The 23903-nt window shown below is 74.8% G+C and carries 23 protein-coding genes; 13 read left to right on the top strand and 10 right to left on the bottom strand.

Annotation, left to right across the window (positions count from 1 at the left end):
* Positions 1-74: 74 nt before the first annotated feature.
* Positions 75-542 carry an ATP-binding protein gene (locus tag ABZ570_RS02265; RefSeq protein WP_358055857.1) on the bottom strand — a complete coding sequence of 156 codons (468 nt, stop codon included), beginning with the start codon at positions 540-542 and terminating at the stop codon, positions 75-77.
* A gap of 115 nt (positions 543-657) precedes the next feature.
* Between ABZ570_RS02265 and ABZ570_RS02260 the strand changes: the two genes are divergently transcribed.
* Positions 658-1782, top strand: coding sequence for a DUF5931 domain-containing protein (locus tag ABZ570_RS02260; protein WP_358055854.1), 1125 nt, complete (start codon positions 658-660; stop codon positions 1780-1782).
* Positions 1779-2432, top strand: a complete 654-nt coding sequence (locus ABZ570_RS02255; protein WP_358055852.1) for a response regulator transcription factor — start codon at positions 1779-1781, stop codon at positions 2430-2432. Before ABZ570_RS02260 ends, ABZ570_RS02255 begins: the two co-directional genes overlap by 4 nt.
* Before the next feature lie 18 nt (positions 2433-2450).
* Here the strand turns inward: ABZ570_RS02255 and ABZ570_RS02250 are convergent, their stop codons facing one another.
* Both ABZ570_RS02250 and ABZ570_RS02245 read right to left on the bottom strand, forming a co-directional pair.
* Entirely contained in the window at positions 2451-3026 is a 576-nt protein-coding gene (locus ABZ570_RS02250) for a DUF5709 domain-containing protein (RefSeq protein ID WP_358055850.1), read from the bottom strand.
* 386 nt (positions 3027-3412) lie between these two features.
* The gene (locus tag ABZ570_RS02245) at positions 3413-4411 is read right to left on the bottom strand and encodes an SDR family oxidoreductase (protein ID WP_358055848.1); all 999 of its coding nucleotides are present in this window, start codon (positions 4409-4411) and stop codon (positions 3413-3415) included.
* A 282-nt stretch (positions 4412-4693) separates the two neighbouring features.
* Here ABZ570_RS02245 and ABZ570_RS02240 point away from each other — a divergent pair, with 282 nt between their 5' ends.
* A complete protein-coding gene (locus ABZ570_RS02240; RefSeq protein WP_358055846.1) occupies positions 4694-5890 on the top strand; it encodes a glycosyltransferase in 1197 nt (398 codons plus the stop codon).
* Positions 5891-5946: 56 nt separating this feature from the next.
* Here the strand turns inward: ABZ570_RS02240 and ABZ570_RS02235 are convergent, their stop codons facing one another.
* The 4 genes from ABZ570_RS02235 to aroA form a co-directional block, all read right to left on the bottom strand.
* A complete protein-coding gene (locus ABZ570_RS02235; protein WP_358055976.1) occupies positions 5947-6813 on the bottom strand; it encodes a hypothetical protein in 867 nt (288 codons plus the stop codon).
* 61 nt (positions 6814-6874) lie between these two features.
* Positions 6875-7693, bottom strand: a complete 819-nt coding sequence (hisN, locus tag ABZ570_RS02230) for a histidinol-phosphatase (RefSeq protein ID WP_358055844.1) — start codon at positions 7691-7693, stop codon at positions 6875-6877.
* A gap of 60 nt (positions 7694-7753) precedes the next feature.
* A complete protein-coding gene (gene rsgA / locus ABZ570_RS02225) occupies positions 7754-8887 on the bottom strand; it encodes a ribosome small subunit-dependent GTPase A (RefSeq protein WP_358055842.1) in 1134 nt (377 codons plus the stop codon).
* Positions 8857-10158 (bottom strand): 3-phosphoshikimate 1-carboxyvinyltransferase, encoded by a 1302-nt coding sequence (gene aroA, locus ABZ570_RS02220; protein ID WP_358055840.1) that lies wholly within the window; start codon positions 10156-10158, stop codon positions 8857-8859. The genes rsgA and aroA overlap by 31 nt, the downstream gene beginning before the upstream one ends.
* Before the next feature lie 102 nt (positions 10159-10260).
* Here aroA and ABZ570_RS02215 point away from each other — a divergent pair, with 102 nt between their 5' ends.
* The 7 genes from ABZ570_RS02215 (at position 10261) to ABZ570_RS02185 (ending at position 14892) form a co-directional block, all read left to right on the top strand.
* Positions 10261-10971, top strand: a complete 711-nt coding sequence (locus ABZ570_RS02215; RefSeq protein ID WP_358055838.1) for an SOS response-associated peptidase — start codon at positions 10261-10263, stop codon at positions 10969-10971.
* A 209-nt stretch (positions 10972-11180) separates the two neighbouring features.
* On the top strand, positions 11181-11573 hold the full coding sequence (locus ABZ570_RS02210; RefSeq protein ID WP_358055836.1) for a WhiB family transcriptional regulator: 393 nt from the start codon (positions 11181-11183) through the stop codon (positions 11571-11573).
* Between the two features lie 221 nt (positions 11574-11794).
* Complete coding sequence (locus tag ABZ570_RS02205) at positions 11795-12412, top strand: alpha/beta family hydrolase (RefSeq protein ID WP_358055834.1); 618 nt, start codon at positions 11795-11797, stop codon at positions 12410-12412.
* Between the two features lie 289 nt (positions 12413-12701).
* Complete coding sequence (locus ABZ570_RS02200) at positions 12702-13502, top strand: sigma-70 family RNA polymerase sigma factor (protein WP_358055832.1); 801 nt, start codon at positions 12702-12704, stop codon at positions 13500-13502.
* A gap of 2 nt (positions 13503-13504) precedes the next feature.
* The gene (gene rsrA, locus ABZ570_RS02195; protein ID WP_358055830.1) at positions 13505-13792 is read left to right on the top strand and encodes a mycothiol system anti-sigma-R factor; all 288 of its coding nucleotides are present in this window, start codon (positions 13505-13507) and stop codon (positions 13790-13792) included.
* Between the two features lie 369 nt (positions 13793-14161).
* Complete coding sequence (locus ABZ570_RS02190; protein WP_358055828.1) at positions 14162-14383, top strand: biotin/lipoyl-binding carrier protein; 222 nt, start codon at positions 14162-14164, stop codon at positions 14381-14383.
* The gene (locus tag ABZ570_RS02185; RefSeq protein ID WP_358055826.1) at positions 14380-14892 is read left to right on the top strand and encodes a GNAT family N-acetyltransferase; all 513 of its coding nucleotides are present in this window, start codon (positions 14380-14382) and stop codon (positions 14890-14892) included. The genes ABZ570_RS02190 and ABZ570_RS02185 overlap by 4 nt, the downstream gene beginning before the upstream one ends.
* 45 nt (positions 14893-14937) lie before the next feature.
* On the opposite strand, the gene ABZ570_RS02180 is transcribed toward ABZ570_RS02185, so the two are convergent.
* Positions 14938-15507 (bottom strand): helix-turn-helix domain-containing protein, encoded by a 570-nt coding sequence (locus ABZ570_RS02180; RefSeq protein WP_358055824.1) that lies wholly within the window; start codon positions 15505-15507, stop codon positions 14938-14940.
* A gap of 113 nt (positions 15508-15620) precedes the next feature.
* Here ABZ570_RS02180 and ABZ570_RS02175 point away from each other — a divergent pair, with 113 nt between their 5' ends.
* Positions 15621-17213: an MDR family MFS transporter gene (locus tag ABZ570_RS02175; protein WP_358055822.1), complete on the top strand. Its 1593-nt coding sequence runs from the start codon at positions 15621-15623 to the stop codon at positions 17211-17213.
* Positions 17214-17402: 189 nt separating this feature from the next.
* Here ABZ570_RS02175 and ABZ570_RS02170 read toward each other — a convergent pair whose 3' ends face one another.
* Entirely contained in the window at positions 17403-19220 is a 1818-nt protein-coding gene (locus ABZ570_RS02170) for a tetratricopeptide repeat protein (protein WP_358055820.1), read from the bottom strand.
* Positions 19221-19398: 178 nt separating this feature from the next.
* On the opposite strand from ABZ570_RS02170, the gene ABZ570_RS02165 reads away from it, so the two are divergent.
* Both ABZ570_RS02165 and ABZ570_RS02160 read left to right on the top strand, forming a co-directional pair.
* Positions 19399-20430 (top strand): SIS domain-containing protein, encoded by a 1032-nt coding sequence (locus ABZ570_RS02165; protein ID WP_358055974.1) that lies wholly within the window; start codon positions 19399-19401, stop codon positions 20428-20430.
* A 25-nt stretch (positions 20431-20455) separates the two neighbouring features.
* Positions 20456-22003 carry a histidine kinase N-terminal domain-containing protein gene (locus tag ABZ570_RS02160; RefSeq protein ID WP_358055818.1) on the top strand — a complete coding sequence of 516 codons (1548 nt, stop codon included), beginning with the start codon at positions 20456-20458 and terminating at the stop codon, positions 22001-22003.
* Between the two features lie 35 nt (positions 22004-22038).
* On the opposite strand, the gene ABZ570_RS02155 is transcribed toward ABZ570_RS02160, so the two are convergent.
* The gene (locus ABZ570_RS02155) at positions 22039-23496 is read right to left on the bottom strand and encodes a glycosyltransferase family 39 protein (RefSeq protein ID WP_358055972.1); all 1458 of its coding nucleotides are present in this window, start codon (positions 23494-23496) and stop codon (positions 22039-22041) included.
* Between the last annotated feature and the right edge of the window lie 407 nt (positions 23497-23903).

The raw sequence follows: 23903 nt of genomic DNA, 5'->3' as shown, positions 1-23903 counted from the left end.
AGCCCTCGCCGGGCCGGCCAGCCCTCGCCGGGCCGGCCAGCCCTCGCCGGGCCGGCCAGCCCTCGCCGGGCCGGTCAGCCCTCGGTGGGCTGGGCGGCGGGCTGCCGGGAGGCCAGCGCGGTGGTGATCCGTACGGTCGTGCCCGCCGCGCCGGTGTCGACCACCATTGAGTCGCTCAGCTCCCGAGCCAGCCACAGGCCCCAGCCGCCGGCCGTGTCCGGCGCGGGCCGGTTGCGGTCGCTGAGCTGCTGGGCGCTGATCCCGTGGCCGTGGTCGGCGACCTCGCAGACCAGTTCCCCGCCCTGGCGCCACAGCCGCACCCGGCCCTGGCCGCCGCCGTGCCGGACCGCGTTGGTGATCAGCTCGTTGATCGCCAGCACGAAGTCGTCCAGCGGCTGGCCGCGCAGCCCCGCGGCGTGTGCGCAGGAGGCGACCGAGTGCCGTAGCGCGGTCACCTGGGCCTGGTTGAAGGCCTCGGCGATGAGGAGGGAAGGTTCGATGGGCACAACCGTACGCGCTGCGGGGGGTTCTGCGTTCGTCATGGCCCGTCCCGGCGCTGGATCTCGACGACTTTCGCGGCATTTCCACCGTACGTCAGGGTTTCCCGGGCCGCACCCACCACCCCGGTCCGCCGCCAGCTGTGGCATGGTGTCGCGCATGCCGTCGTCCCCGGGTGGCCTGGAGGTCCCGCTCTGGCGGTCGATCGGGGTGTTCCGGTTCGCCTCGCTGGCGTACGTCGGGTTGCTGGTGCTCCGTGATGCCCACCGGTACGCCCACCCGATCGCCGCGGGCGGCGTACTCCTGGCGATGCTGGCCTGGACCGCGGCGACCGCGGTCGGCTACGCGCGCCCGGCCGCACGGCGCTGGCCGCTGCTCCTGGCCGACCTCGGCGTGGTCCTGGCGATCATGCTGGCCACCCCCTGGGTGGTGGGCCGCGCGGCGCTCGCCGCCGGCGTGCCCACCCTGACCGTCGCCTGGCTGGCCGGCCCGGTGCTGGCCTGGGCGGTCTCCGGCGGCCGGCGGCGCGGCGCGATTGCCGCCCTGGCGCTCGGCGGGGTCGACCTGGCCACCCGGACCCGGATCAGCCAGTCCTCGCTGACCGGGGTGATCCTGCTGCTGCTCGCCGGGGCGGTGGTCGGGCACGTGGCCCGGCTGGCGGTCACCGCCGAGGAGCGGCTGCAGCGGGCGGTGGAGCTGGAGGCCGCCACCCGGGAGCGGGAGCGGTTGGCCCGGGACATCCACGACTCGGTGCTCCAGGTGCTGGCGCTGGTGCAGCGGCGCGGCGCGCACCTGGACGGCGAGGCGGGCGAGCTGGCCCGGCTGGCCGGGGAGCAGGAGGCCGCCCTGCGCGCCCTGATCGGCCGGGCGGCTGCGGTGCCGGCCGAGGAGGGGGCCGACCGGGACCTGCGCGACCTGCTCGACCGGTACGCCTCGGCGGCGGTCGAGGTCGCCGCGCCGGCCACCCCGGTGCCGCTGCCCGCCCGGGTGGCCGGCGAACTGGCCGCCGCGGTCGGGGCGGCCCTGGACAACGTGGCCCGGCATGCCGGCGGGCGGGCCTGGGTGCTGATCGAGGACGAGGGGGAGACCGTGACCGTCTCGGTACGCGACGAGGGACCGGGGATCCCGGCGGGGCGGCTCGCCGAGGCCGCGGCGCAGGGCCGGCTCGGGGTGGCGCAGTCCATCCGCGGCCGGGTGGCCGACCTGGGTGGCGAGGTGCACATCCTCTCCGCCCCGGGCGCGGGCACGGAGATCGAGCTGAGCGTGCCGAGGAGCGGCCGATGAGCACCGGCGTACGGGTGATGGTGGTGGACGATCACCCGATGTGGCGGGAGGGGGTGGCCCGCGACCTCACCGAGGCCGGGCACCTGGTGGTGGCGACCATCGGGGAGGGGCGGCAGGCGGTGCGGGTGGCCGGGGCCGTCCGACCCGACGTGGTCGTGCTCGATCTGCAACTGCCGGACGTCTCCGGCGTCGAGGTGATCCGCGGGCTGCGCGCCGCGCTGCCCGAGGTGCGGGTGCTGATGCTGTCGGCCAGCGGCGAGCCGCAGAGCGTGCTGGACGCGGTGAAGGCGGGGGCGACGGGCTACCTGGTGAAGTCGGCCGTGCCGGCCGAGTTCCTGGACGCGGGGCGCCGCACGGCGGCCGGTGAGCCGGTGTTCACGCCGGGGCTGGCCGGGCTGGTGCTGGGGGAGTACCGGCGGCTGGCCGCCGCACCGGCCATCGCCCAGGAGGCGGCCCCGCAGCTCACCGAACGGGAGACCGAGGTGCTGCGGCTGGTGGCGAAGGGCCTGTCGTACAAGCAGATCGCCGAGCGGCTCGGGCTCTCCCACCGGACGGTGCAGAACCACGTGCAGAACACGCTCGGCAAGCTGCAGCTGCACAACCGGGTCCAGCTGACCCGGTACGCCATCGAGCGGGGCCTGGACGACTGAACGGCCGTCCCGGCGCCGTCAGGGGGTCGCTTCCGGTGGGCGGGTCTCGTGGACGGCCAGTTCCTCGGCCGTCGCCCCGCCGCCGGCCGAGCCCGCGTCGTACCCGATGTTGTCCCGCTCCTGATCGGTGTGCGCGCCCTCGTCCGGTTCGACCAGCCGGCCCACCTGGTGGTCCGCGACGGCGCCGAGCTGGCCGTGATCGTAGAGGGAGACCGCCGAGCGCGGGTCGGAGTTCGGGCCCGGGTCGATCACGTCCGCGTCGAACTGGGCCTGCGCGGCGGCCTCCTCGCTGTCCGCCTCGGAGGCGATGCCCGGATCGACCGGGCCGGCGAGCGGGTCGTCGGCGGGCCGCTCGTACATCTCCCGCTGGAGCTTGTAGTCCAGCGACTCGCCGTCGAGCTGCTCCTCGGCGGTGGTCCCGTACCGGTCCACCGCCACCGGGTCGCGGTCGGCGGGAAGCTGGGCCGGCTCAGGGCCGTCCGCCTCTCGGCCGGTCCGGACGTCGTCGTTGGCCGTGGAGTCGTCGTCGGCGGTGTCCGGCAGGCCCTCCGCCTCCGGATCGGACACGGGGGTGGGGTACTCGTCGTCGCGCATGACCGGTCACTACCCGCCGAGTTGACCGCGTTAACCGGGTCCGGCGGGGTGGATCGGGAGGAACGGGCGGATACCGGGTCGATGCGTCCTGGCCGGCGGCCCCTGGGAGCGGGTCAGCCGCGGCGGGCGGCCTCGTCCTCGGCGTCCAGCACGCACCAGACGACCTTGCCGTCCGGCACAGCGGGGTGCTGCGCCAGCGGGGGCAGACCGTGTCGATGAGCAGCAGCCCGAGGCCGCCTGCCGAGGTGAGCGGGGCCACTCCGGCGTACGCGGGCGGTCGGGCGGAGCCGTCGCGGACGGCCAGGTGCAGGACGGGCGACGGCCCCAGCTCGGGACAGCCGTCGTTCCCCGGGGCAACCCGGACGCACCCGGCCGGCCGGCCCGGCTCACCAGCGGCCCGTCCGCGTCCGGCGACTGATCGCGGCCACGGTGCCCACGGCGGTGCCCGCCGCGGCCAGCCCGAACGCCGTCATCCGGACCAGTTGCCGCCGGCGGCCGTGCCAGCCGTCCGTCGACTCCGCCGCCGCGTCCGGCCGGAACACGTTGCCGGTGGCGGCCAGGCGTACGCCGGGGCCGAACTGGGTGCGAGCGGTGTACCAGCCGAGCATCCGCTCGACGAGCGCCGGGGCCAGCCGCCACTGGAGCCCGAGCAGCCGGGCCGCGCCGCCGGCGTACGCCTCCCGCCGGGGCCGCTGCAGCAGCCGGACGATCGTCTCGGCCACCAGCTCCGGTGGGTAGACCGGCGGAGGCGGGGTCACCTCCCGGCCGCTGTGGTTGGCGGCGTGCCGGAAGAACGGGGTGTCGATGCTCGCCGGCAGCACGGTGCACAGGGAGACGTTGTTCCGGCCGGTGACCCGCAGCTCCTGCCGGACCGTGTCGGCCAGTCCCCGGATGCCGTGCTTGGTCGCGTTGTACGCCGACTGGTAGGGCATGGCCACCTCGGCCAGCACGGACGCGTTGTTGACCAGGACGCCGCCGCCGGCCGCCTCGAGCCGGCGCAGCGCCGCCTTCGTCCCGTGGACCGTGCCCAGCAGGTTCACCTCCACCACCCGGCGGAACTCGGCGACCGGGATCTCGTCGAACAGCCCCACCGCGGTCACCGCGGCGTTGTTGATCCAGGCGTCGATCCGGCCGAACTCCGCCGTCGCCCGCGCCGCGAGCCGCTCCACCGACTCCGGGTCGGTCACGTCGGTGGGCACCACCAGTGCCCGGCCGCCCAGTCTCCGGCAGCGGTCGGCGACCCGGTGCAGGGCCTCCTCGCTGCGGGCCGCCAGCACGACGTCGGCGCCCCGGCGGGCCAGCGCGTACGCGGTGGTCGCCCCGATGCCGCTGGAGGCACCGGTGATCACGACCGTGGCGTCGTCGAGGCTGCGGGTGAGAGGCATGCCTCGCCGGTACCCCCGCCGCGGGCCGGTCATGCGGCCGTGGTCGGCCGGATCGCGGCCGGCCGGCGAGCGATCCGGCCCGGCTGGCGATCGATCCGGGTCAGCCGGTGGCCGGGAAGGCGGGCGGCCCGCCGGGAAGCTGGTGGAACGTCGGGATCGCTCACCACCCGGCATGGTCCGCCGGACGGCTCCCGATCTGCCAGGTTTCGGCGCACCGGAGCCGGGTTAATGGGACCCTCTGACCGGAGGACCACCGCTGGATAGAACGCGTGGAGGTGCACCATGCGCGTCGGCCTTGTGTGCGCGCACGCCGGCCCGTCCGTCGAAGGTTCCACCGTCGGCACGCACCAGCACGTCGCGCGGGTGGCGGCCGAACTCGCCGTGCGGGGTCACGACGTCCGGGTCCACGAGCGGCGCGACGCGCCGGGCCAGCCCGAGTCGCTCGAGCTGGACGGCTACCGCCTGGAGCGGGTGCCGGTCGGCCCACCCGAGCCGCTGGCCACCGCCGAGCTGGTGCCGTACGTGGCCGAGTTCGGTCGCTGGCTGGCGCAGCGATGGGCCGGGGACTGGGCGCCGGAGGTGGTGCACGGGCACTACTGGGTCGGTGGTCTGGCCGCCGCCCACGCCGTACGCGAGACCGACATCCCGGTCGTGCAGACCTTCCACTCGCTCGGGATCGAGCAGCTGCGCCACCTCGGCCAGCGGTACGACGGGCCGGGGGAGCGGATCCCGCTGGAGCGGGCGCTGACCCGGGCGGTGGACATCGCGATCGCCCAGTGCAACGACGAGGTCGACGAGCTGACCCGGATGGGGCTGCAGCGCACCGCGGTGGCGATGGTGCCGACCGGGGTGGACACCGAGCAGTTCCACCCGGACGGCGAGGCCGCCCCCCGGGACCAGCGGCCCCGGATCCTCTCCGTCGGCGGGCTCTCGCCCCGGCACGGGCAGGAGGACGTGATCCGGGCGATGCGGCTGGTCGGGGACGCCGAGCTGGTCATCGCCGGCGGTCCGCCCGCCGACCAGCTGGCCGACCACGCCGAGGCACGCCGGCTGCGCGAGCTGGCCGAGCGGACCGGGGTGGGGGACCAGGTGAAGCTGGTCGGCGCGGTCCCGCACGAGCAGATGGCCACCTGGTACCGCTCCGCCGACGTGGTCGCCTGCACGCCGCACTACTCCTCCGCCGGCCGGGTGTCCCTGGAGGCGATGGCGTGCGGGGTGCCGGTGGTCGGCTACGCGATGGGCGGGCTCGCCGACGCGGTGGTCGACGAGGTGACCGGAAAGCTCGTCCCACCGGGGGACGTCCGCAGCCTCGGGGTGACCCTGCGCCGGCTGCTGGCCGACAACGCCGGGCGGTTCGCGTACGGGCACGCCGGGGTGGACCGGGTGCGGTGCAGCTACACCTGGGAGCGGACGGCCGGCGCCCTGGAACGGCTCTACGAGCGGGTGGTCAGCCTGCGCAAACCGGTGGAGGCGGCCTGAGTCACGGACCACCGGTCGAGGACGCCTGAGTCGTGGCCGGTCAGGGCGGGCTGCGGTCAGGGGCGTGGCCGGGCGGCCGGGCCGGCGGCGACCATCGCGTGTTCCCGGTCACGGACCACCGCGTGGTGGTGCTGGGGCTCGGCGTACCGGGTGAGGCCGACCACCGAGACCAGCGTAGCCAGGAAGCCGATGCCGGCCAGCCACTCCCGCCCCGGCCAGATCTGGTCGTTGAGCAGCAGCAGGCCGATGATCGCCGCGGGGACCGCCCCGGCGGCGTCCATCGCGGCCACCGCCGCCGTCGTGGAACCGCGCTGCATGGCGAGGCCGAGCAGCAGCTGCCCGACCACCGAGTGGGCGATCAGCAGGTAGAGGAGCGGGTCACGGACGAACGCCTCCACCGAGTCGGCCGAGGCGAGCGGGCGGGCGGCCACCGCGGCGGCGGAGAACGCCATGCCGGCCAGCGAACCGAGCGCCACCGAGCCGGGCGCGCCGCGTAGCCGGGCGGTGAAGAAGCCGAGTACGGCGATCAGGACGAGCGCCGCCGCCAGGCCGACCAGCCCCGCGGCGCCGAGCTGCCGGGACGGCGCGGGCTCGGCGGCGAGCACCAGCGCGGTGATCCCGGCGAAGAGCAGTACGAGCAGCACCACCTCGGCGAGCGGGAGCCGCCACTTGAGCACCACCACGCCGAGCAGCGCGGTCACCCCGAGCCCGGCCGCCACGCTGGCCTGGACCAGGAACAGCGGCAGGTCGCGGCGGGCCAGGAAGGCCAGTACGAAGCCGGTCACCTGACAGAACAGCCCGACCAGGTAGGTCCGGTGGCCGACCAGCCGGAGCAGCAGCCCCGGGTCGAAGGTGTGGTGCACGGTGGTCCGCGCCGCGGCCACCGACTGCAGCAGGTTGGCGAAGCCGTACGCGACGATCATCGCCGCCAGGAAGCACCAACCGGAGGACACCACCTGGCGAGGATAGAGGACCGCCAGGGGGTCAGCGCGCGGCTGGTCGGCCGAGCCGGGCCAGGATGTCGCCGTGCAGTGCGCCGTTGGTGGCGATCGCGCTGATCTCGTCGGCGCCGGCCCCGGCGGGAGCCGGTCGCCCGGCCAGGTCGGTGAAGGTGCCGCCCGCCTCCGTGACGATCGGGACCAGGGCGGCGATGTCCCAGAGCGACAGCTCCGGCTCCACCATCACGTCCAGGGCCCCCTCGGCCAGCAGCATGTAACCGTAGAAGTCGCCGTACGCCCGGCTGCGCCAGGTGTCGCGCATGAGCTGGAGCATTGCCTCCAGCCGGCCGGCCTCCTCCCAGCCGGTCAGCGAGGAGTAGCAGATGCTCGCGTCCGCCAGGCCGGTGACGCCGGAGACCCGGATCGGCGCGCCGGCGGCCAGGTCGGGGCCGGCGTACGCGCCCGTGCCCAGGGCGGCCCACCAGCGCCGGCCGAGTGCCGGGGCGGAGACCAGGCCCAGCACCGGCCGGTCGGCCTCCAGCAACGCGATCAGGGTGCCCCAGACCGGTACGCCCCGGACGAAGTTCTTCGTGCCGTCGATCGGGTCGATCACCCAGCGCCGCCCGTCGGGCGTGGTCGCCGGCTGCTCGCCGTACTCCTCGCCGAGCAGGCCGTCACCGGGCCGGTGTTCGGCCAGCAGCGCGCGGATCGCCCGCTCGACGGCGGTGTCCGCGTCGGAGACCGGGGTCAGGTCGGGCTTGGCCTCGACCCGCAGGTCGAGGGCGCGGAACCGGGCCGTGGAGACGGCGTCGGCGGCGTCGGCGAGCAGGTGGGCGAGGGCGAGGTCGTCGGCGTACCCGGTCATGCGGGACACGGTAGCGACGCCGGGGCGGCCGCGACGGCGGGGCAGCCCGGGTTCCGCCGGTCAGGAACCGGCGAGCGGATCGCCGGGGTTGCGCTCGGGCTCGCGCAGGTCGCCCTCACCGGACCGGGAGGCCAGCAGCCGACGGTACGAGGCCAGCCGGCGCGGGTCGGCCTTGCCGGCGGTCACCCAGGCGTCCAGCGCGCAGTCCGTCTCGTCGGCGGTGTGCTGGCAGTTCGCCGGGCAGTCGACCGTCGCCTCCACCAGGTCCGGGAAGCCGTGCAGCAGGCTCTCCGCCGAGACGTGCGCCAGCCCGAAGCTGCGTACCCCGGGGGTGTCGATGATCCAGCCCGCGGCGCCTGCGGCGGGATCGGGCAGCGCGGGCAGCCGCAGCGCCACCGCGCTGGTCGAGGTGTGCCGCCCCCGGCCGATCGCGCTGACCGTGCCGACCGCCCGGTCGGCCTCCGGAACGAGGCGGTTGACCAGCGTCGACTTGCCCACCCCGGAGTGCCCGACCAGCACCGACACCCGGCCGGCGAGCAGCGCGCGCAGCGCGTCCAGCGCCGAGTCCGGCCGGATCAGCACGTACGGCAGCTCCAGCTCGGTGTAATAGCCGAGGACCGCCTCGGGGCCGGCCAGGTCGGCCTTGGTCAGGCAGAGCAGCGGCTCGATGTCGGCGTCGTACGCGGCCACCAGGCAGCGGTCGATGAACCCGGTGCGCGGCGGCGGGTCGGCCAGCGCGCTGACGATCACCAGCTGGTCGGCGTTGGCGACGACCACCCGTTCCAGCCGCCCCTCGGCGGTGGTCGCGTCGTCCTCGGCGGTGCGGCGCAGCACCGAGCGGCGCTCGGCGATCCGGACGATCCGGGCCAACGCGCCGGGCTGGCCCGAGACGTCGCCGACCAGGGCGACCCGGTCGCCCACCACCACCGACCGGCGGCCCAGCTCGCGGGCGCGCATCGCGGTGACGGTCGGGGCGTCCGGCCCCGCGTCGGGCAGCACACAGGTGTAGCGGCCCCGGTCGACGGCGATGACGAACCCGTCGACCGCGTTCTCGTGGCGGGGCCGGGTGCGCGTACGCGGGCGCGAGGACTTCCCGGGTCGGACCCGGACGTCGTCCTCGTCGTACTCCCGCCGCCTGGTCGCCAGGACGTCCCCCCGTCGCGTCAGCTCTTGCCGGTCACCATCCCCGACCATAGTGCCGGGAACTCCGGCATGGTCTTCGAGGTGCACGTCACGTCGTCCACCTCGATGCCGGGGACGGCCAGCCCGGCGACCGCCGCGGCGTGCGCCATCCGATGGTCGGCGTACGTCCGGAAGGCCCCGCCGCGCAACGGGCGGGGCCGGATCTCCAGCCCGTCGGCGGACTCGGTGATGTCCGCGCCGAGCGCGGTGAACTCCTTGGCCAGGGCGGCGATCCGGTCGGTCTCGTGCCCCCGGATGTGCCCGATTCCGGTCAGCCGGGACGGCGAGTCGGCGAGCATCGCCAGCGCGGTCAACGCCGGGGTCAGCTCGCTGACGTCGGAGAGGTCGGCGTCCAGGCCGTGCACGCTGCCGGTGCCCCGGACGGTGAGCCCCGCGGTGGTGAGCGTCACCTGGCCACCCAGCCGGGTCAGCAGCGTGCGGAGCTGCTCGACCGGCTGCATGCTGCTGGGCGGCCAGCCCTGGAGGGTCACCTCGCCGCCGGTGACCAGGGCGGCGGCGAAGAACGGCACGGCACCGGAGAGGTCCGGCTCGATCTCCCAGCCGCGCCCGGTCAGCGGGCCGGGCTCGACCACCCAGACGTCGGGGGTGCCGTCGTCGACGGCGGCCCCGGCGGCGCGGAGCATCTGCACGGTCATCCGCAGGTGCGGCGCGGACGGGACCGGCGGACCCTCGTGCCGGACCACCAGGCCCCGGTCGAAGCGGGGCGCGGCCAGCAGCAGCCCGGAGACGAGCTGGCTGGAGGCGGAGGCGTCGATGACCACCTCGCCGCCGGCGACCCCGCCGGCGCCGAGGACCGCCAGCGGCAGGCTGCCGGTGGCGGGGGTGTCGATGCGTACGCCGAGGGAGCGCAGCGCCCCGATCAGCGGCCCGAGCGGGCGGACCCGGGCCTGCGGGTCGCCGTCGAAGGTGACCCGGCCCGCGGCGAGGCCGGCCACCGGCGGCAGGAAGCGCATCACCGTGCCGGCCAGCCCGACGTCGATGTGCGCGGGGCCGACCAGCCGGTGCGGCCGGACCAGCCAGCGCTCGTCGTCGGAGATCGACACGTGCGCGCCCAGCTCGCGCAGCCCGCCGGCCATCAGCTCGGTGTCCCGGGCGCGTAGCGGCCGGTCGAGCGTCGACGGGCCGCTGGCCAGCGCGGCGAGCACCAGCGCCCGGGCGGTCATCGACTTCGAGCCGGGCAGGCGCAGCGTGATGGCGACCGGGTCGGTGGCCGTCGGTGCGGTCCACGGCTGCGGCGGCCGGGTCGCGGTCAGATTCCCCACGCTCACATTCTGCCAACTCCGCGGGCCGGTGGAACCGCCCGTCGTGTCTGCTCCCGGTTGGCGGGACAGCCGGAACGCCGGTGGCGCGTTAGCGTGTGCGCCATGTGCGGCAGGTACGCGACGACCCGGAGCGCGGGCGACCTGAGCGCGCTGTTCGAGTCGTACGACGAGACCGGCGGCGCGGTCGGCCCGGACTTCAACGTCGCCCCGACCGACCCGGTGCCGCTGGTCCGGCTGGCGCCGGAGGGGCACCGGCTGCTCTCGGTCGGCCGCTGGGGTCTGCTCCCGCACTGGTCCCGCAGCGCCGCTGGGGCGGCCCGCATGATCAACGCGCGGGCGGAGACGATCGCCACCAGCCGGGCGTACGCCCCGTCCTTCGCCCGTCGGCGCTGCCTGGTCCCGGCCGACGGCTGGTACGAGTGGGTCCGCGAGCCGGACGGCCGGCGGCAGCCGTACTACATGAACCCGGTGGACGGTTCGGTGCTGGCCTTCGCCGGCATCTGGTCGGTCTGGGAGTCGGCCGGCGCCACCCGGCTCACCTTCAGCGTGCTGACCACCGCGGCCGTGGGCGAGCTGGCCGAGGTGCACGACCGGATGCCACTGCTGCTGCCCCGGGAGCGGTGGGGGGCCTGGCTCGGCCCGACCGACGAACCGGGCGCGCTGCTCGTCCCGCCCGCCCCGGAGTGGCTCGCCGGGCTGGAGATCCGCCCGGTGTCCCCGGCCGTGGGCGACGTCCGGAACGACGGGCCCGGGCTCACCGCCCGGGTGCCGCTGGCGCGAGGGGAGACTGCCTCGGAAATGACGTTGTTCTGATCTTGCCGCACATTGTCGTGTGCTGATTTGCCGGGGTTGGACCTGAAACGTCGCCCGGCCGTTTAGTCATGTTCACGGCAGAGGGTTGTCCCCGTGTCCCCAAGTGCGATAAAACACAGCGCTGGCGTTGGGTGTCCGTTCGCACGGGGCGGATGACACCCTTCGATCATTCGTGATCATTTGCCGGTCCCACGGGGGAGGTGGGTGTATTGACACGGGCGCGTATGCCCCGCCCGCACGAGGTGGCCGCCGCACGACGAGACCCGCGACTGCTGCGGGCGTTGCGTGAGCGGCGGCAGGACGAGGCGTGGCGGACCAGAGGTACCTGCCAGAGCGTGGATCCGGAGACCTTCTTTCCGGCACCCAACGAGCCGGCCGACACGGCCGTGGCGCTCTGCCGCAGTTGTGACGTCCAGGGGTCCTGCCTCGCCTGGGCGCTGGAGGTGGGCGACTGCCACGGCGTCTGGGGCGGCACCACGCCGCGCGAACGGCGGGCGATGCTCGTCGCCTGGCGCAGCGAGGTGCAGCCGGATCCGGACGCGGCCGACGAGGCCGGGCCGCCGGTCCGCGACCGCCTGCTCACTCTGGTGCCGTCGCGCTGATTCCGTGCACCGTCGCCCGCGTCCCGCGAGGACGCGGGCGACGGTCTTTCCGGCCGGCTTTCGGGCCGGCTTTTCCGGCCGGTGCGCGCGTGCCGGTTGGGATGGCCCCGCGCCCGAGGACGCCGACGTCCGCGCCGTCGGTGATCCGTGGCGCGCGGCGATGCGGGGGCCGCCGTCGGGGCCGGCGCGGCGGGGCGATGCGCCGGCCGCAGAATGGGCCAATGCGGCACAGCGACGAGGTCGAGACGCCCCGCGGGCCGGCTCGCGCCGACATTGACCTGCCGGTGGGTCCGGTGCGCACCCTGCTGGTGCTCGGTCACGGCGCGGGCGGCGACGTGGACGCGCCGGACCTGCTCGCGGTCCGGGACGCGGTGATCGAAGCCGGGGTGGGCGTGATCCGGGTGACCCAGCCGTACCGGGTCGCGGGGCGGCGTGCGCCGGCTCCCGCCGCGCACCTCGACGAGGCCTGGTGCGCCGTGTCGGCCGTGCTCAAGGAGCGCCACCCGACGGTGTCCCGCTGGGTGGTGGGTGGCCGATCCAGCGGCGCCCGGGTCGCCTGCCGCACGGCCCGTGCCACCGGTGCGGCCGGTGTGGTCGCGCTCGCCTTCCCGCTGCATCCCCCGGGGCGCCCGGAGCGCTCGCGCGCTGGCGAACTGGCCACCGGCCTGCCCACTCTGGTCGTCAATGGCGACCGTGACCCGTTCGGCATCCCGCAGCCGGGCCCGGACGTCGAGGTGGTGGTCCGCCCCGGCGAGCGGCACGACCTGCGGGGCGACCCGGCGGGCAGCGCCGCTGTGGTCCGCGACTGGCTGCGCGCTCTGGGCTGGGCATCCGCCTGACACCGGCCCCCCTTCCGGCCGCCGGCTGCTCGAACCAGGAAAGGGCGGCCTCTCCGGCCGGTGCGGCGTGATCTTGCCAGCCGTGACCCGAGGCGGCGGCGGGTCGTTGCACGGGGTGGTGCCGGGCGCCCGGTTCGAGCGTCCGGGGCCATCCTCCCAGGCCCTTCCTGGTCCCAGCGCCGGTCGCGGCCGGGGCCGGGACCAGGAACGGCGGGTGGCGGCGGAATGTGCCGTACCCGGCGGGCGTTACCACCCCCGGGACGACATTTCCAGCCGAGGGGGGTGGCCGGTGCCGATCGAGACACGGAGCCGGGAGCGGGACGACCGGGACGGGCGGGCGCTGAGGCGGCTGCTCGACGCGCCGGAGTGGCCCGCGTCGGCGGTGAGGGCCAGCACACCGGCCGGAAGTGAATCGGCGGACAGGTTGGTACGCGTATCCTCGGCGGGAAAGCATCCGACGCGAGGGGATGTGCGGTTGACCACCGAAAAGACGGACGAGCGCAGGGCCCGCTTCGAGCGGGACGCGATGCCCTTCGTCGATCAGCTCTACGCTGCCGGGCTGCGGATGACGCGGAACCCGGCGGATGCCGAGGACCTGGTCCAGGAGACCTACCTGAAGGCGTACGCCGCCTTCCACCAGTTCGAGCAGGGCACCAACCTCAAGGCCTGGCTCTACCGGATCTTGACCAACACCTACATCAACTCCTACCGGAAGCGGCAGCGCCAGCCCGTCCAGGCGCCCACCGACGAGATCACCGACTGGCAGCTCGCCGAGGCCGAGTCGCACACGTCCAGCGGCCTGCGCTCGGCGGAGACCGAGGCGCTCGACCGGCTGCCGGACAGCGACGTCAAGGAGGCCCTCCAGCAGTTGCCGGAGGAGTTCCGCCTGGCCGTCTACCTGACCGACGTCGAGGGCTTCTCCTACAAGGAGGTCGCCGAGATCATGGGTACGCCGATCGGCACCGTGATGTCGCGCCTGCACCGCGGCCGACGTAATCTGCGCAAGCTGCTCGAGCAGTACGCGGCCGAGCGGGGCTTCAGCGCCGCGCCGTCGAAGGGTTCGACCGCCGCCGCCGGCCGGGAGGTGTGACCGTGAGCTGTGGAGAGCCGCACGAGACGGACTGCCGTGAGGTGCTCGAGGAGGTCTACCTCTACCTGGACCTGGAGTGCGCCGAGGAGCGGCGCCTCCTGATCCGGACCCACCTCGACGAGTGTGGGCCCTGCCTGCGCGAGTACGGCATCGAGCAGGAGGTGAAGGCGCTGGTCGCCCGCTGCTGCGGCAAGGAGACCGCGCCGGAGCAGCTGCGCGAGCGGCTGCGGGTCCGCCTGAGCGAGCTGGTGGTCTTCGAGACCACCGAGTCCCGCGAACTCACCGACTGAGCGTGCGCACGACGAGCTGAAGACACCGGTGGCCCGGGTCCGCACGGACCCGGGCCACCGCCGTCGTGCCTCCCGACGATCAGGAGTTGGGGCGCTTGCCGTGGTTCGCGCCGCTCTTCTTGCGGGCCTTCTTCTTCCGGGCCTTCTTCGCCATGCTCTGCCTCCTTGTGCTGGTCACGTCCGGCCGCGGGCGAGCGCGGCGGAGGTCGCGTACCGGTCCCGGGGACCGACCCGGCTGATGCTAGTGCCGGCGGCGGTCCCGGGGGTCCGGTGGGGGCGGAGCGGGGCCAGGCCGCCGCTCTCCGTCCGAAGGTGACCGCCGCCATGATTGGATACCGTTCGCAGGAACACCGGTGGAGAGGGAGGGCCGTGAGCATGGCCGAGGAGATCCGCGCCGAGATGGTGGCGAACGTCTGGAAGGTCGTCGCGTCGGCCGGGGACAGCGTGTCCGAGGGAGACACGCTGGTGATCCTGGAGTCGATGAAGATGGAGATCCCGGTCGTCGCCGAGGCCGACGGCGTCGTGCAGCAGATCGCCGTCAACGAGGGTGACGTCGTGCAGGACGGCGACCTGATCGCGGTGATCGGTTGAGCGGCCTCCTCGTCCGGCGCGCGGAGCCGGCCGACCACCCGGCGGTGGCCCGCCTGACGGTCGCCGCGTACGAGGCGGACGGGCAGCTCAAGGGGGAGCACGGTTACGGCACGGTGCTCGCCGACGTGGCCACCCGGGCGGAGACCGGCGAGGTGCTGGTCGCCGTCGACGAGGCCACCGGCGAGGTGCTGGGCGCGGTCACGTTCGTGCTCCCAGGCACCCCGTACGCCGAGCTGTCCGGCCCGGGGGAGGCCGAGTTCCGGATGCTCGCGGTCGACCCGGCCGCGCAGGGGCGCGGCGCCGGCGCGGCCCTGGTCCGGGCCTGCGTGGCCCGGGCCGTCGAACTCGGCTGCTCGGCCGTGGTGATCTGCGTACGCGCCGGCATGGCCGCCACGGCCCACCGGCTCTACACGCGGCTCGGCTTCGTCCGGGTGCCGGAGAAGGACCGGTCACCGCTGCCCGGCGTGGAGCTGCTCGGCCTGCGGCTGGATCTCACCGGCCGCCCCTGAGGGCGGCCGGCCCAGCCGGCGCCCGTGGTGGCGGTCGGTCCGCGCTCAGTCGCCGGTGCCGATCTTCGCCAGCAGCTCGTCGGCCACCTCGAGGGCGATCTTCTTGCGCTCGTCGTCGGTGATGTGCGGCGCGCGGACCGCGAACCAGCTGCTGTGCACGGCGAACAGGGTGAGCGCGGCGCGCAGTTGGGCGGCCGGCGAGTCGTCGCCCCGGCACAGCTCGTTGGCGAGGCGCATCATCCGCTCCCGCATCTGCTTCCCGGCGGCGAGGCTCTTCAGCACGGTCTGGTTCTGCTCGAAGAAGCGCATCACCGCGGGCAGTTCGCCGGCGAACATCGCGTCCGCGTACCGGCTGATCAGCGCCCGGCGGGTGGCCAGGGTGGCGGGCTGGGCGTGGGCCCATTCGATCAGCTCGTCCATCCGGCGCAGCCGGTCGTCGACGAAGCTGCTGACGATCTCGTCCTTGCTCTTGAAGTGGTAGTAGAGGGCGGCCTTGGTCACCTCCAGCCGCTCGGCGATCTCCCGGAGCGAGGTCTTCTCGTAGCCCTGCTCGGTGAAGAGTTCCAGCGCGACGGCCTGGATGCGCTCCCGCGTGCCGCCTGTGCTCTCCCTCACCGTTACCACCTATCCCACTTGACGATTTTCCGACTACCAACTTACCGTGCGGCTAGTAAGGTAACTAGCCGGGCGGCAAGTAAGTCGGTCACAATCTTCGGGGGAGTTCACCCATGAGTCAACCAGCCCAGGCGACGGCGAGACCCAACGTCCGGGTCGTCCTGTTCGGCCTGATGATCGCGATGATGCTCGCGATGCTCGACAACATGATCGTCAGCACCGCGCTGCCGCGGATCGTCTTCGAGTTCGGCGGGGCCGGCCACTTCACCTGGGTGGTCACCGCGTACGTGCTGGGCACCACGGTCTCCACCCCGATCTGGGGCAAGCTCGGTGACCTCTACGGTCGCAAGGCCGTCTTCCTGACCTCGGTGGTCGTCTTCCTGGTCGGCTCCGCGCTCTGCGGCATGGCCGGCTCCAGCTTCCTCGGCGGCGCCAACGACGGCATGATCGAGCTGATCGCGTTCCGGGCCGTCCAGGGCCTCGGCGCCGGTGGCCTGATGGTGGGCGTGATGGCGATCATCGGTGACCTGGTGCCGCCGCGCGAGCGGGGCCGCTACCAGGGCATGATCGCCGGGATCATGGCCATCGCGATGGTGGCCGGCCCGCTGGTCGGCGGCTTCATCACCGACCACCTCTCCTGGCGTTGGGCGTTCTACGTCAACCTGCCGCTCGGCGGTCTCGCCCTGCTCGTGCTGGCCACCACCATGCACCTGCCGAAGTACCGCACCGAGCACAAGATCGACTGGCTGGGCGCCGCGCTGCTCTCCGTGGGCATCACGGCGATCGTGCTGGTCACCACCTGGGGCGGCAACGAGTACGACTGGACCTCCCCGCAGATCCTCGGCCTGGCCGTTCTCGCCGGGGCCGCGCTGGTGACCTTCGGCTTCGTCGAGTGGCGGGCCGCCGAGCCGATCCTTCCGCTCGGCCTGTTCGCCAACCGGAACTTCACCCTCATCTCGGTGCTCGGTTTCCTGCTCGGCTTCGCGATGTTCGGCGCGATGAACTTCCTGCCGCTCTACCAGCAGACCGTGCAGGGCGCCTCGGCCACCAACAGCGGCCTGCTGCTGCTTCCGCTGATGTTCGGCATGCTCGTGGTCTCGCTGGTGGTCGGTCGCACCATCACCAAGACCGGCCGCTACCGGGCCTTCCCGATCATCGGTGGCGTGGTGATGACCGCCGGTATGGGCCTGCTCACCCGGCTCGACCTGCACACCAGCAAGACCGAGTCCTCGCTCTACATGATCGTGCTCGGCGTCGGCATGGGCTTCCTCATGCAGACCTCGATGCTCATCGCGCAGAACAGCGTGGAGCAGAAGGATCTCGGCGCGGCCAGCGGCGCGGCCACCTTCTTCCGCTCGATCGGCGGCTCGTTCGGCGTCTCGCTCTTCGGCGCGATCTTCGCCAACCGGCTCGCCGGCTCGGCCGCCGGCGCCGCGTTCGACGGTAAGGGCGGTGGCGAGGGTGGCGCCATGGACCTGGAGAAGCTCAAGGAGCTTGCCTCGCCGGTGCGCGAGGTCGTCCTCGGCGCCCTGGCCGACGCCATCTCGCACGTGTTCTTCTGGGCGGTGCTCTGCACCGTCGCGGTGCCGGTGCTCGCCTGGTTCATCAAGGAGGTCCCGCTCCGCTCGACGAACGACACCCCGCCCGCCGGTACCACCCCGGACGACCAGGCCGAGGCCGCCCTCGGCAAGGCGCCCGTGGCCTGACGCACGCTCCGCGGCCACGCCGACCTCGCGAGAGGTACGGCGTGGCCGCGCCGCGTTCCGGGCCCACCCGTCCGCCGCGCTCGCAGCTTTCGGCACCAGTGCGGCCGCTGGCTGCGCACTGGCACCAGTGCGGCCGCTGGCTGCGCACTTTCCCACCAGGATCTTCGGGCGCGGGGTTGCGGGCGCTCGTCAGGGGCGGTGGAAGAGGGCGGCCAGGCGGCGCCGGAACCGGCGCCAGGGTGTCACCGGGGCATCGGCCGGAGAGCCGCTGATCAGTTCGCGGGCGAGGTCCCGGGTGGGCGGGTCGACGTCCGGGGCGGCCAGCGCCAGGTGCGCCAGCGACACCGCGATCGGCACCCGGCGCTCCCGGCCCACGGCCGCCACGTCGGCGAGCCGTTCAGCCATCACCCCGGCCACGTCGGAGCGTACGGCCGGGTCGACCCAGGCGGCGGTGACCAGGGCGAACAGCGCGGCCTCGGTGATCCAGTCCTCCACGTCCCAGACCAGTTCGAGCAGCACCCGGCGACGGGTGGACCCGGCCCACGGTTCGTCGGTGCGGTGGTGCAGCAGGCCGAGGCAGGCCCACACCTGCACGCAGCGCACCCAGAGCGACGGGTCCTGACCGGCGAGCACCCGGCCCAGCGCGGTGGCCGGGGCCTCGGGCGGATGCACCAGCAGGCCGAGCAGGTCGGTCAGCTCCAGGGTGGCCAGCCCGACCGCGGCGTCGTACGCGGCCGGCGGGTGCGGCCAGGCCGGGTGGGCGAGCTGCCGGATCCGCTCCGCCGCCTCGGCCGAGGGCGCCGGCAGGGTGGGCGTGGCCGTGGTGCCCTCGTAGCGCCAGAGCGGGCGGGTGGTGGCTCGCCGGGGCTCCCGCGGGTCCGGGCCGGCGAGCGCGGCCACCTCGACGTCCAGCCCGGGCACGGCCGCCGCGGTCCGCATCGCGCTGGGCGGTTCGAGCGCGTCGAGGCGTACGACGACCCGGGCGGCGCCCTCGGCGGCGGCCCGGCGCAGCGCGTCCGGCACCGGCCCGCCGGCCGGGGTCACCTGCCCGAGCCACGGGCGGCCGCGGCAGCACTCGGCCAGGTCGCCGTGCTCGTGGCTGTCGTCGGGGTGGTCCCGGACGAAGTCGGCCAGGGCCACCAGGTGCGCCACGTCCCCGTCGCGCTGGAAGCGCAGCCGGTGCGCGGTGTGCACCGCACAGTCGAAGGTGGGGTCCTTGGCGAGGGCCCGGTCGATCCAGTCCAGCGCCTCGTCGAGCCGGCCGTGGTCGGCTAGGGTGCCGGCGATGTCGGCGTAGACCGCGAGGTCGTCGGGGTCGTGCGCGACCGCCCGCCCGAGCGCGGCGAGCGCCTCCCGGATCCGGCCGGCGCTGCGGTACGCGTACCCGAGCCAGACCTCGCCGAGTTTGCTGGGCTCGGCGCGTACCCCTCGGGCGGCCCAGGTGACGGCGAGGGCGGCCTCGCCGAGGCGCCGGGCCAGCGCGGACGCCGCGCCCAGCAGCAGCGGGTGGCCGGGGTGCACGGTGACCGCGTTGCGGGCCAGCGTGAGGTAGGGCCGCAGCGGTTCACGCAGCCGGCGCGGGACCGGGTCGGGCACCGCCGCGCAGAGCTGCATGAGGATCCGGGCGGTGCGCTCGGGATCGAGCCGTTCGGGCAGGTCGGGGGCGGTCACCCAGGGCACGCCGGCCCAGTCGGCCTCGGGCGCGTGGCCGGTGGCCGCGGCCAGCAGGTCGAGCCCCTCGGCGGGGCGTCCCGCGGCGGCGAGCAGGTGGGCGCGGGCCACCACCGCACCGACGAAGGCGCGGTGGCCGAGTGGGAAGAGCTCCAGGTCGTTGCCGCTGACCGCGGCCAGCCGGGCGAGCGTCTCGTGCGCCTCGGGCAGCGTGGGAGCCTGGACGAGGGCGGCGGCGACGTGCCCGGCGGCGTGCGGCAGATCCCCCTCGGCCAGCGCCAGCCGGGCCAGCGCCAGCTCCTCCGCCGCAGAGAGCGCGGGGTCGTCCTCGGGCACGTCGTCCTCTCGATGGTGCTTCGCCGGGCAAGCCTAGGGGATCATGCAGCCGAATGGTGATCCACTGCGCACTACTGCTCGTTCCGTTGCTTGATGCGGCTGAACGATGCAAGACTGAGCACCGATCGCGCGGCGATCGCGCAGGAGGGGGTCTTTCGTGACACGTCCAGGGGCCGGCATGGCGGCCGACATCGCCGAGCAGCCGGCCGGCTACGACCGCCTGCTCTCCACCGAGCACGCCGCGGCGATCGCCCGGGTCGCGGCGGTGATCGCCGAGCGCCACCCCCGCCACGTGGTGTTCACCGCCCGGGGCACCTCCGACCACGCCGCGCTCTACGCCGCGTACCTGACCGAGATCCGGCTCGGCCTGCCGGCCGGCCTCGCCTCGCCGAGCGCGATCACCGTCTTCGGCGCCCGGCCCGACCTCTCCGACGCCCTCGTGGTCGGGGTGAGCCAGAGCGGCGGCTCGCCCGACCTGGCCGAGGTGCTGCGGGTGGCCCGCGCCTCCGGCGCGCTCACCCTCGCCGTCACCAACAACCCCGACTCGCCGCTGGTCCGCACGGCCGAGCTGAGCGTGGACATCGCCGCCGGGCACGAGCGGGCGGTCGCGGCGACCAAGACGTACACCGCCGAGCTGTTCGCGCTGCTGATGCTGGTGGAGGGGGTACGCGCCGGCGACGGGGTGCTGCCCGCCGAGGAGCGCGCCGCCCTCGCCCGCCTGCCCGAGCTGGCCGAACGCACCCTGTCCGACGCCACCCCGGCGCAGCTCGCCCCGCGCTACCGGTTCGCCGCCCAGCTCGTCACCACCGGCCGGGGGTACGCGTACCCGACGGCCCGGGAGGCGGCGCTGAAGCTGATGGAGACGTCGTACCTGCCGGCGCTCGCCTTCTCCGGTGCCGACCTGCTGCACGGCCCCCTCGCCATGACCGACCCCGACGTGCCGGTGCTCGCCGTGGTGGGCTCCGGCCCCGGCGGGGAGTCGATGCGCGAGGTGCTGCCCCGGCTCGGGGAGCGGCGCGCCGACGTGGTGGTGGTCGGCTCCGCCGACGTCGAGGCGACCGCCCGGATGGCCGTCCCCGAGGTCGACGAGCGGTACGCCCCGCTGCTGGACATCCTCCCGCTCCAGCGGCTCGCGCTCGCCCTGGCGCTGGCCCGGGGCGAGGACCCGGACGCCCCGCGCGGGTTGAAGAAGGTCACGACGACGATGTGACCTCCGGCGTGGCACTCTGTTCAGCGTGTCCACGCTGCGCGACCTCGCCGAGGAGCACACCCAGCTCCGGCCGGCCGACATCGACCACCTGCACCGGATCGCCGGCGACTGGCAGCTCCTCTCCGACCTGTCCTTCGCCGACCTGCTGCTCTGGGTGCCGGTGGACGGCGAGGGCACGTTCCTCTGCGTGGCCCAGGTGCGCCCGACGACCGCGCCGACCGCGTACCTTGACGACCAGGTCGGCCGGATCGTCGGCGGGCCGGAGGTGGCGCACCTGGAGGTCGCCCACCGGCAGGGCCGGATCTGGCGGGAGGGCGACCCGGTCTGGTACGGCGACGTGCCCGCCCGCCACGAGGCGATCCCGGTGCGGCTGCGTACCGCCGACGGGGAGGCCGCCGAGGTCATCGCGGTGGTCGGCCGGGACACCAACCTGTCCACCGCCCGGACGCCCAGCCAGCTCGAGCTGAACTACCTGACCACCGCCGACGACCTGGCCCAGATGGTCGCCGACGGCACCTTCCCGCCGCCCCGGCACCCGGGCGAGACCACCTCGGCGCCCCGGGTCGGCGACGGCCTGGTGCGGCTCGACGCCAACGGCACGATCACCTACGCCAGCCCGAACGCGCAGTCCGCGTACCGACGCTTGGGCTACGCGTCCCATCTCGTGGGGGAGGACCTGGCCAAGCTGCACCGCCGGCTGGCCGGCGACCCCCTCGAAGGTACCGACGCGGCGAACGCGGTGCTGGCCGCGCTGCGTGGCGACGCGCCGCCCCGGCGGGAGATCGACGCCCGGGGCGCCACCATGCTCACCCGGGCGCTGCCGCTGATGCCGGCCGGCGTGCCGATCGGCGCGCTGGTGCTGGTCCGCGACATCACCGAGGTACGCCGCCGCGACCGGGCCCTGATCACCAAGGACGCCACCATCCGGGAGATCCACCACCGGGTGAAGAACAACCTCCAGACGGTCGCCGCGCTGCTCCGCCTCCAGGCCCGCCGGGTCAGCATGCCGGAGGCCCGGGTCGCCCTGGAGGAGTCGGTACGCCGGGTCGCCTCGATCGCCCTGGTGCACGAGACGCTCTCCATGTCCAGTGACGAGGCGGTCGAGTTCGACGGCATCGTCGACCGGGTGGCCAGCGCGGCCACCGAGGTCGCGGCCACCGAGGTGACGGTCGGCATGCGCCGGCAGGGCAGCTTCGGCGTACTGCCCGCCGAGATCGCCACCTCGCTGGTGATGATCCTCAACGAGTTGCTGCTCAACGCCGTCGAGCACGGCTTCCCGCCCGCGGGCGAGGAAAGCATCCCGGGCCCGGCCGGCCCGGCGCCGCCCGAGGTGGTGGTCTCGGCGCACCGGCTCCGCAAGCAGTTGCACGTCTCGGTGGCGGACAACGGGCGCGGCCTGCCCGAGCAGTTCGACGCCGAGCGTGGCGGCAACCTCGGCCTCCAGATCGTCCGGGCCCTGGTCACCGGCGAGCTGCGCGGCACCATCGAGTTGCGCAACGGCGCCGCGGGCGGCACCGAGGCCCTGCTGGTCGTCCCCCTCGCCCGCACCCCCACCGACCGCCTCACGCCCTGACCCGCGCGCCACGCTGGGCGCGCCCCGCGTCGGGGTCAACGGGCGAGGAGGGCGACGGTGATGCCGGGGCGGGGCCAGACCTGCGCGACGGTGAAGTCGTCCCGGAGGGCCGTGCCCTTGGCACCGGGCACCGCGGCCACCGGATCGGCCCGGCGGCCGGACACCACCAGCCAGAGTCGGTCCACGCCGGCCAGGCACCCCGCGGGCCGGGCGCACTCGCTGGCCCAGAGGTCCGCGCGCTGCCGCTGGTCGCGGGTCACCAGCACGTCGCGGGGCTGCCGCGACCCCAGGTGGTACGCCATGCCCAGGTCGAGGAAGAGCCAGCTGTCCCGGGGCGAGTACGCGATCCCGTCGCCCGGCTGCTGGTGCTCGGCGATGATCCGGGCCGCGCCCCGGTAGTCGACGGGGGCGGTGCGCGGCCACTCGTGGGTGCGGCGCAGCGCCGCCTGGTCGGGCAGGCCGAGCACCCCGGCCAGGGCCACCACGGCGACCGCCGGCGCCAGGCGTACGCCGGCCAGCGCCGCCCCGGCCAGCAGGCAGGCGAACGGCACGGTGAAGACCAGGTACCGGGTCACCCAGAGTGGCACGACCGCACCGGCGGCGAAGAGCAGCAGCGCCGGCAGCAGGACGGCGGCGCCCGGCAGCAGTGCCCGCCGGCCGAGCCGCCCAGCCCCGAGCGCGGCGAGGCCGACCAGCAGCCCGCCCACCACCCCGCTCTGCGCCACCCCGCCGGGGAGCGCCGCCAGGTTGGCCGGGCGGGCGAGGTGCACCCAGTCGAGCTGCCGGGACTGCTGCGACCTGGCGAGCAGCACGAGCGGCGTGACCAGCAGGGCGGCCGGCAGCAACGCGACCACCCACCGCCACAGCGTGCGGCGGCGCTCGGCCGGCTGGTCGCCGGGCCGTTGCTCGGCGGCCGGCGCGTCGAGACCGGCTGCCGCCGTGCCTCGCCATCCGACGAGCAGCACTGCCACGGCGTGGGCGGCGAGCAGGGTGAGTGCGATCAGGTGAACCAGGCCCAGGGCGGGGACCGCGGCGGCGTACCCGGCCCAGCGGGGCCAGGACGGCTGCCGCAGCGCCCCGACCAGGAGCACGGTGGCGAGCACCGCGAGGAGCGTGGCCAGAGCGTACGGGCGGGCCTCCTGGCCGTACCGGGAGATGCCGGGGAGAACCGCGAAGAGCAGGCCGGCGAGCAGCCCCGCCCGGGCGTCGATCAGCCGCTCGCCGAGGTGGGCGGTGAGCCCGGCGGTCGCCGCCATGGCCAGCGCCGACGGCAGCCGCAGCGCGGTCGTCGAGTCACCGAAGACGGCGACCCACACATGCATGAGCAGGTAGTAGGGCCCGGTCGCGGCGTCGATGGTGCCGGCCAGTCGGACCAGGTCGCCGGTCGGGCGGCGGGCTGCGCTCCAGGTCGCCAGTTCGTCCCGCCAGGGCTGCGCGTGACCGATCCCGGCGAGGGTGATCACCAGCGTGAGCAGCGCTGGCCAGAGCCACACCCGGCGCCCCCGCCGCTGTGAGCCGGCCGGCCCGCCGGCCGTCGGGGCGCCGTCCCCGATCGGCGGCGAACCAGAAGAGACGGTCACGTCTCGCAGCGTCACACGAGCACGGGGCCCGCCGTGCCCGTCCGCCGATTGCGGTCGCTGCCTGACCGGCCGCCCGGCACCTTTGCCGGGCGGCCGAGCGCGCCGCCCGTGATGTGGGATCACACCTCGCGCCGTTGGCCAGCACCCGATCGGTGTGGGAGCATGTGGCCCATGACCGCCGCTGTCGTCCGCCGCTTCGTGGCCCGCCGCCACGTCGATTACGGCCGCGTGCGCAGCGCGATCTGTCCGGCCAACTGACGACGCCCGACCCACCTTGTCTCGGGCGCGCCCACGCGCCGGCCGTCACCGACATCGCCGTC

The sequence above is a fragment of the Micromonospora sp. NPDC007271 genome, assembly GCF_040634005.1.
Lineage (GTDB): Bacteria > Actinomycetota > Actinomycetes > Mycobacteriales > Micromonosporaceae > Micromonospora.
The sequence above is the reverse complement of the archived record's forward strand: the minus strand, read 5'-3'. Positions and strand labels throughout refer to the sequence as shown.

Bases quoted from the DNA above. Each gene is read 5' to 3' on its own strand.
- ABZ570_RS02265 (WP_358055857.1), bottom strand. From the start codon at position 542: ATGACGAACGCAGAACCCCCCGCAGCGCGTACGGTTGTGCCCATCGAA.
- ABZ570_RS02260 (WP_358055854.1), top strand. From the start codon at position 658: ATGCCGTCGTCCCCGGGTGGCCTGGAGGTCCCGCTCTGGCGGTCGATC.
- ABZ570_RS02255 (WP_358055852.1), top strand. From the start codon at position 1,779: ATGAGCACCGGCGTACGGGTGATGGTGGTGGACGATCACCCGATGTGG.
- ABZ570_RS02250 (WP_358055850.1), bottom strand. From the start codon at position 3,026: ATGCGCGACGACGAGTACCCCACCCCCGTGTCCGATCCGGAGGCGGAG.
- ABZ570_RS02245 (WP_358055848.1), bottom strand. From the start codon at position 4,411: ATGCCTCTCACCCGCAGCCTCGACGACGCCACGGTCGTGATCACCGGT.
- ABZ570_RS02240 (WP_358055846.1), top strand. From the start codon at position 4,694: ATGCGCGTCGGCCTTGTGTGCGCGCACGCCGGCCCGTCCGTCGAAGGT.
- ABZ570_RS02235 (WP_358055976.1), bottom strand. From the start codon at position 6,813: ATGATCGTCGCGTACGGCTTCGCCAACCTGCTGCAGTCGGTGGCCGCG.
- hisN (WP_358055844.1), bottom strand. From the start codon at position 7,693: ATGACCGGGTACGCCGACGACCTCGCCCTCGCCCACCTGCTCGCCGAC.
- rsgA (WP_358055842.1), bottom strand. From the start codon at position 8,887: ATGGTCGGGGATGGTGACCGGCAAGAGCTGACGCGACGGGGGGACGTC.
- ABZ570_RS02215 (WP_358055838.1), top strand. From the start codon at position 10,261: ATGTGCGGCAGGTACGCGACGACCCGGAGCGCGGGCGACCTGAGCGCG.
- ABZ570_RS02205 (WP_358055834.1), top strand. From the start codon at position 11,795: ATGCGGCACAGCGACGAGGTCGAGACGCCCCGCGGGCCGGCTCGCGCC.
- ABZ570_RS02175 (WP_358055822.1), top strand. From the start codon at position 15,621: ATGAGTCAACCAGCCCAGGCGACGGCGAGACCCAACGTCCGGGTCGTC.
- ABZ570_RS02165 (WP_358055974.1), top strand. From the start codon at position 19,399: ATGGCGGCCGACATCGCCGAGCAGCCGGCCGGCTACGACCGCCTGCTC.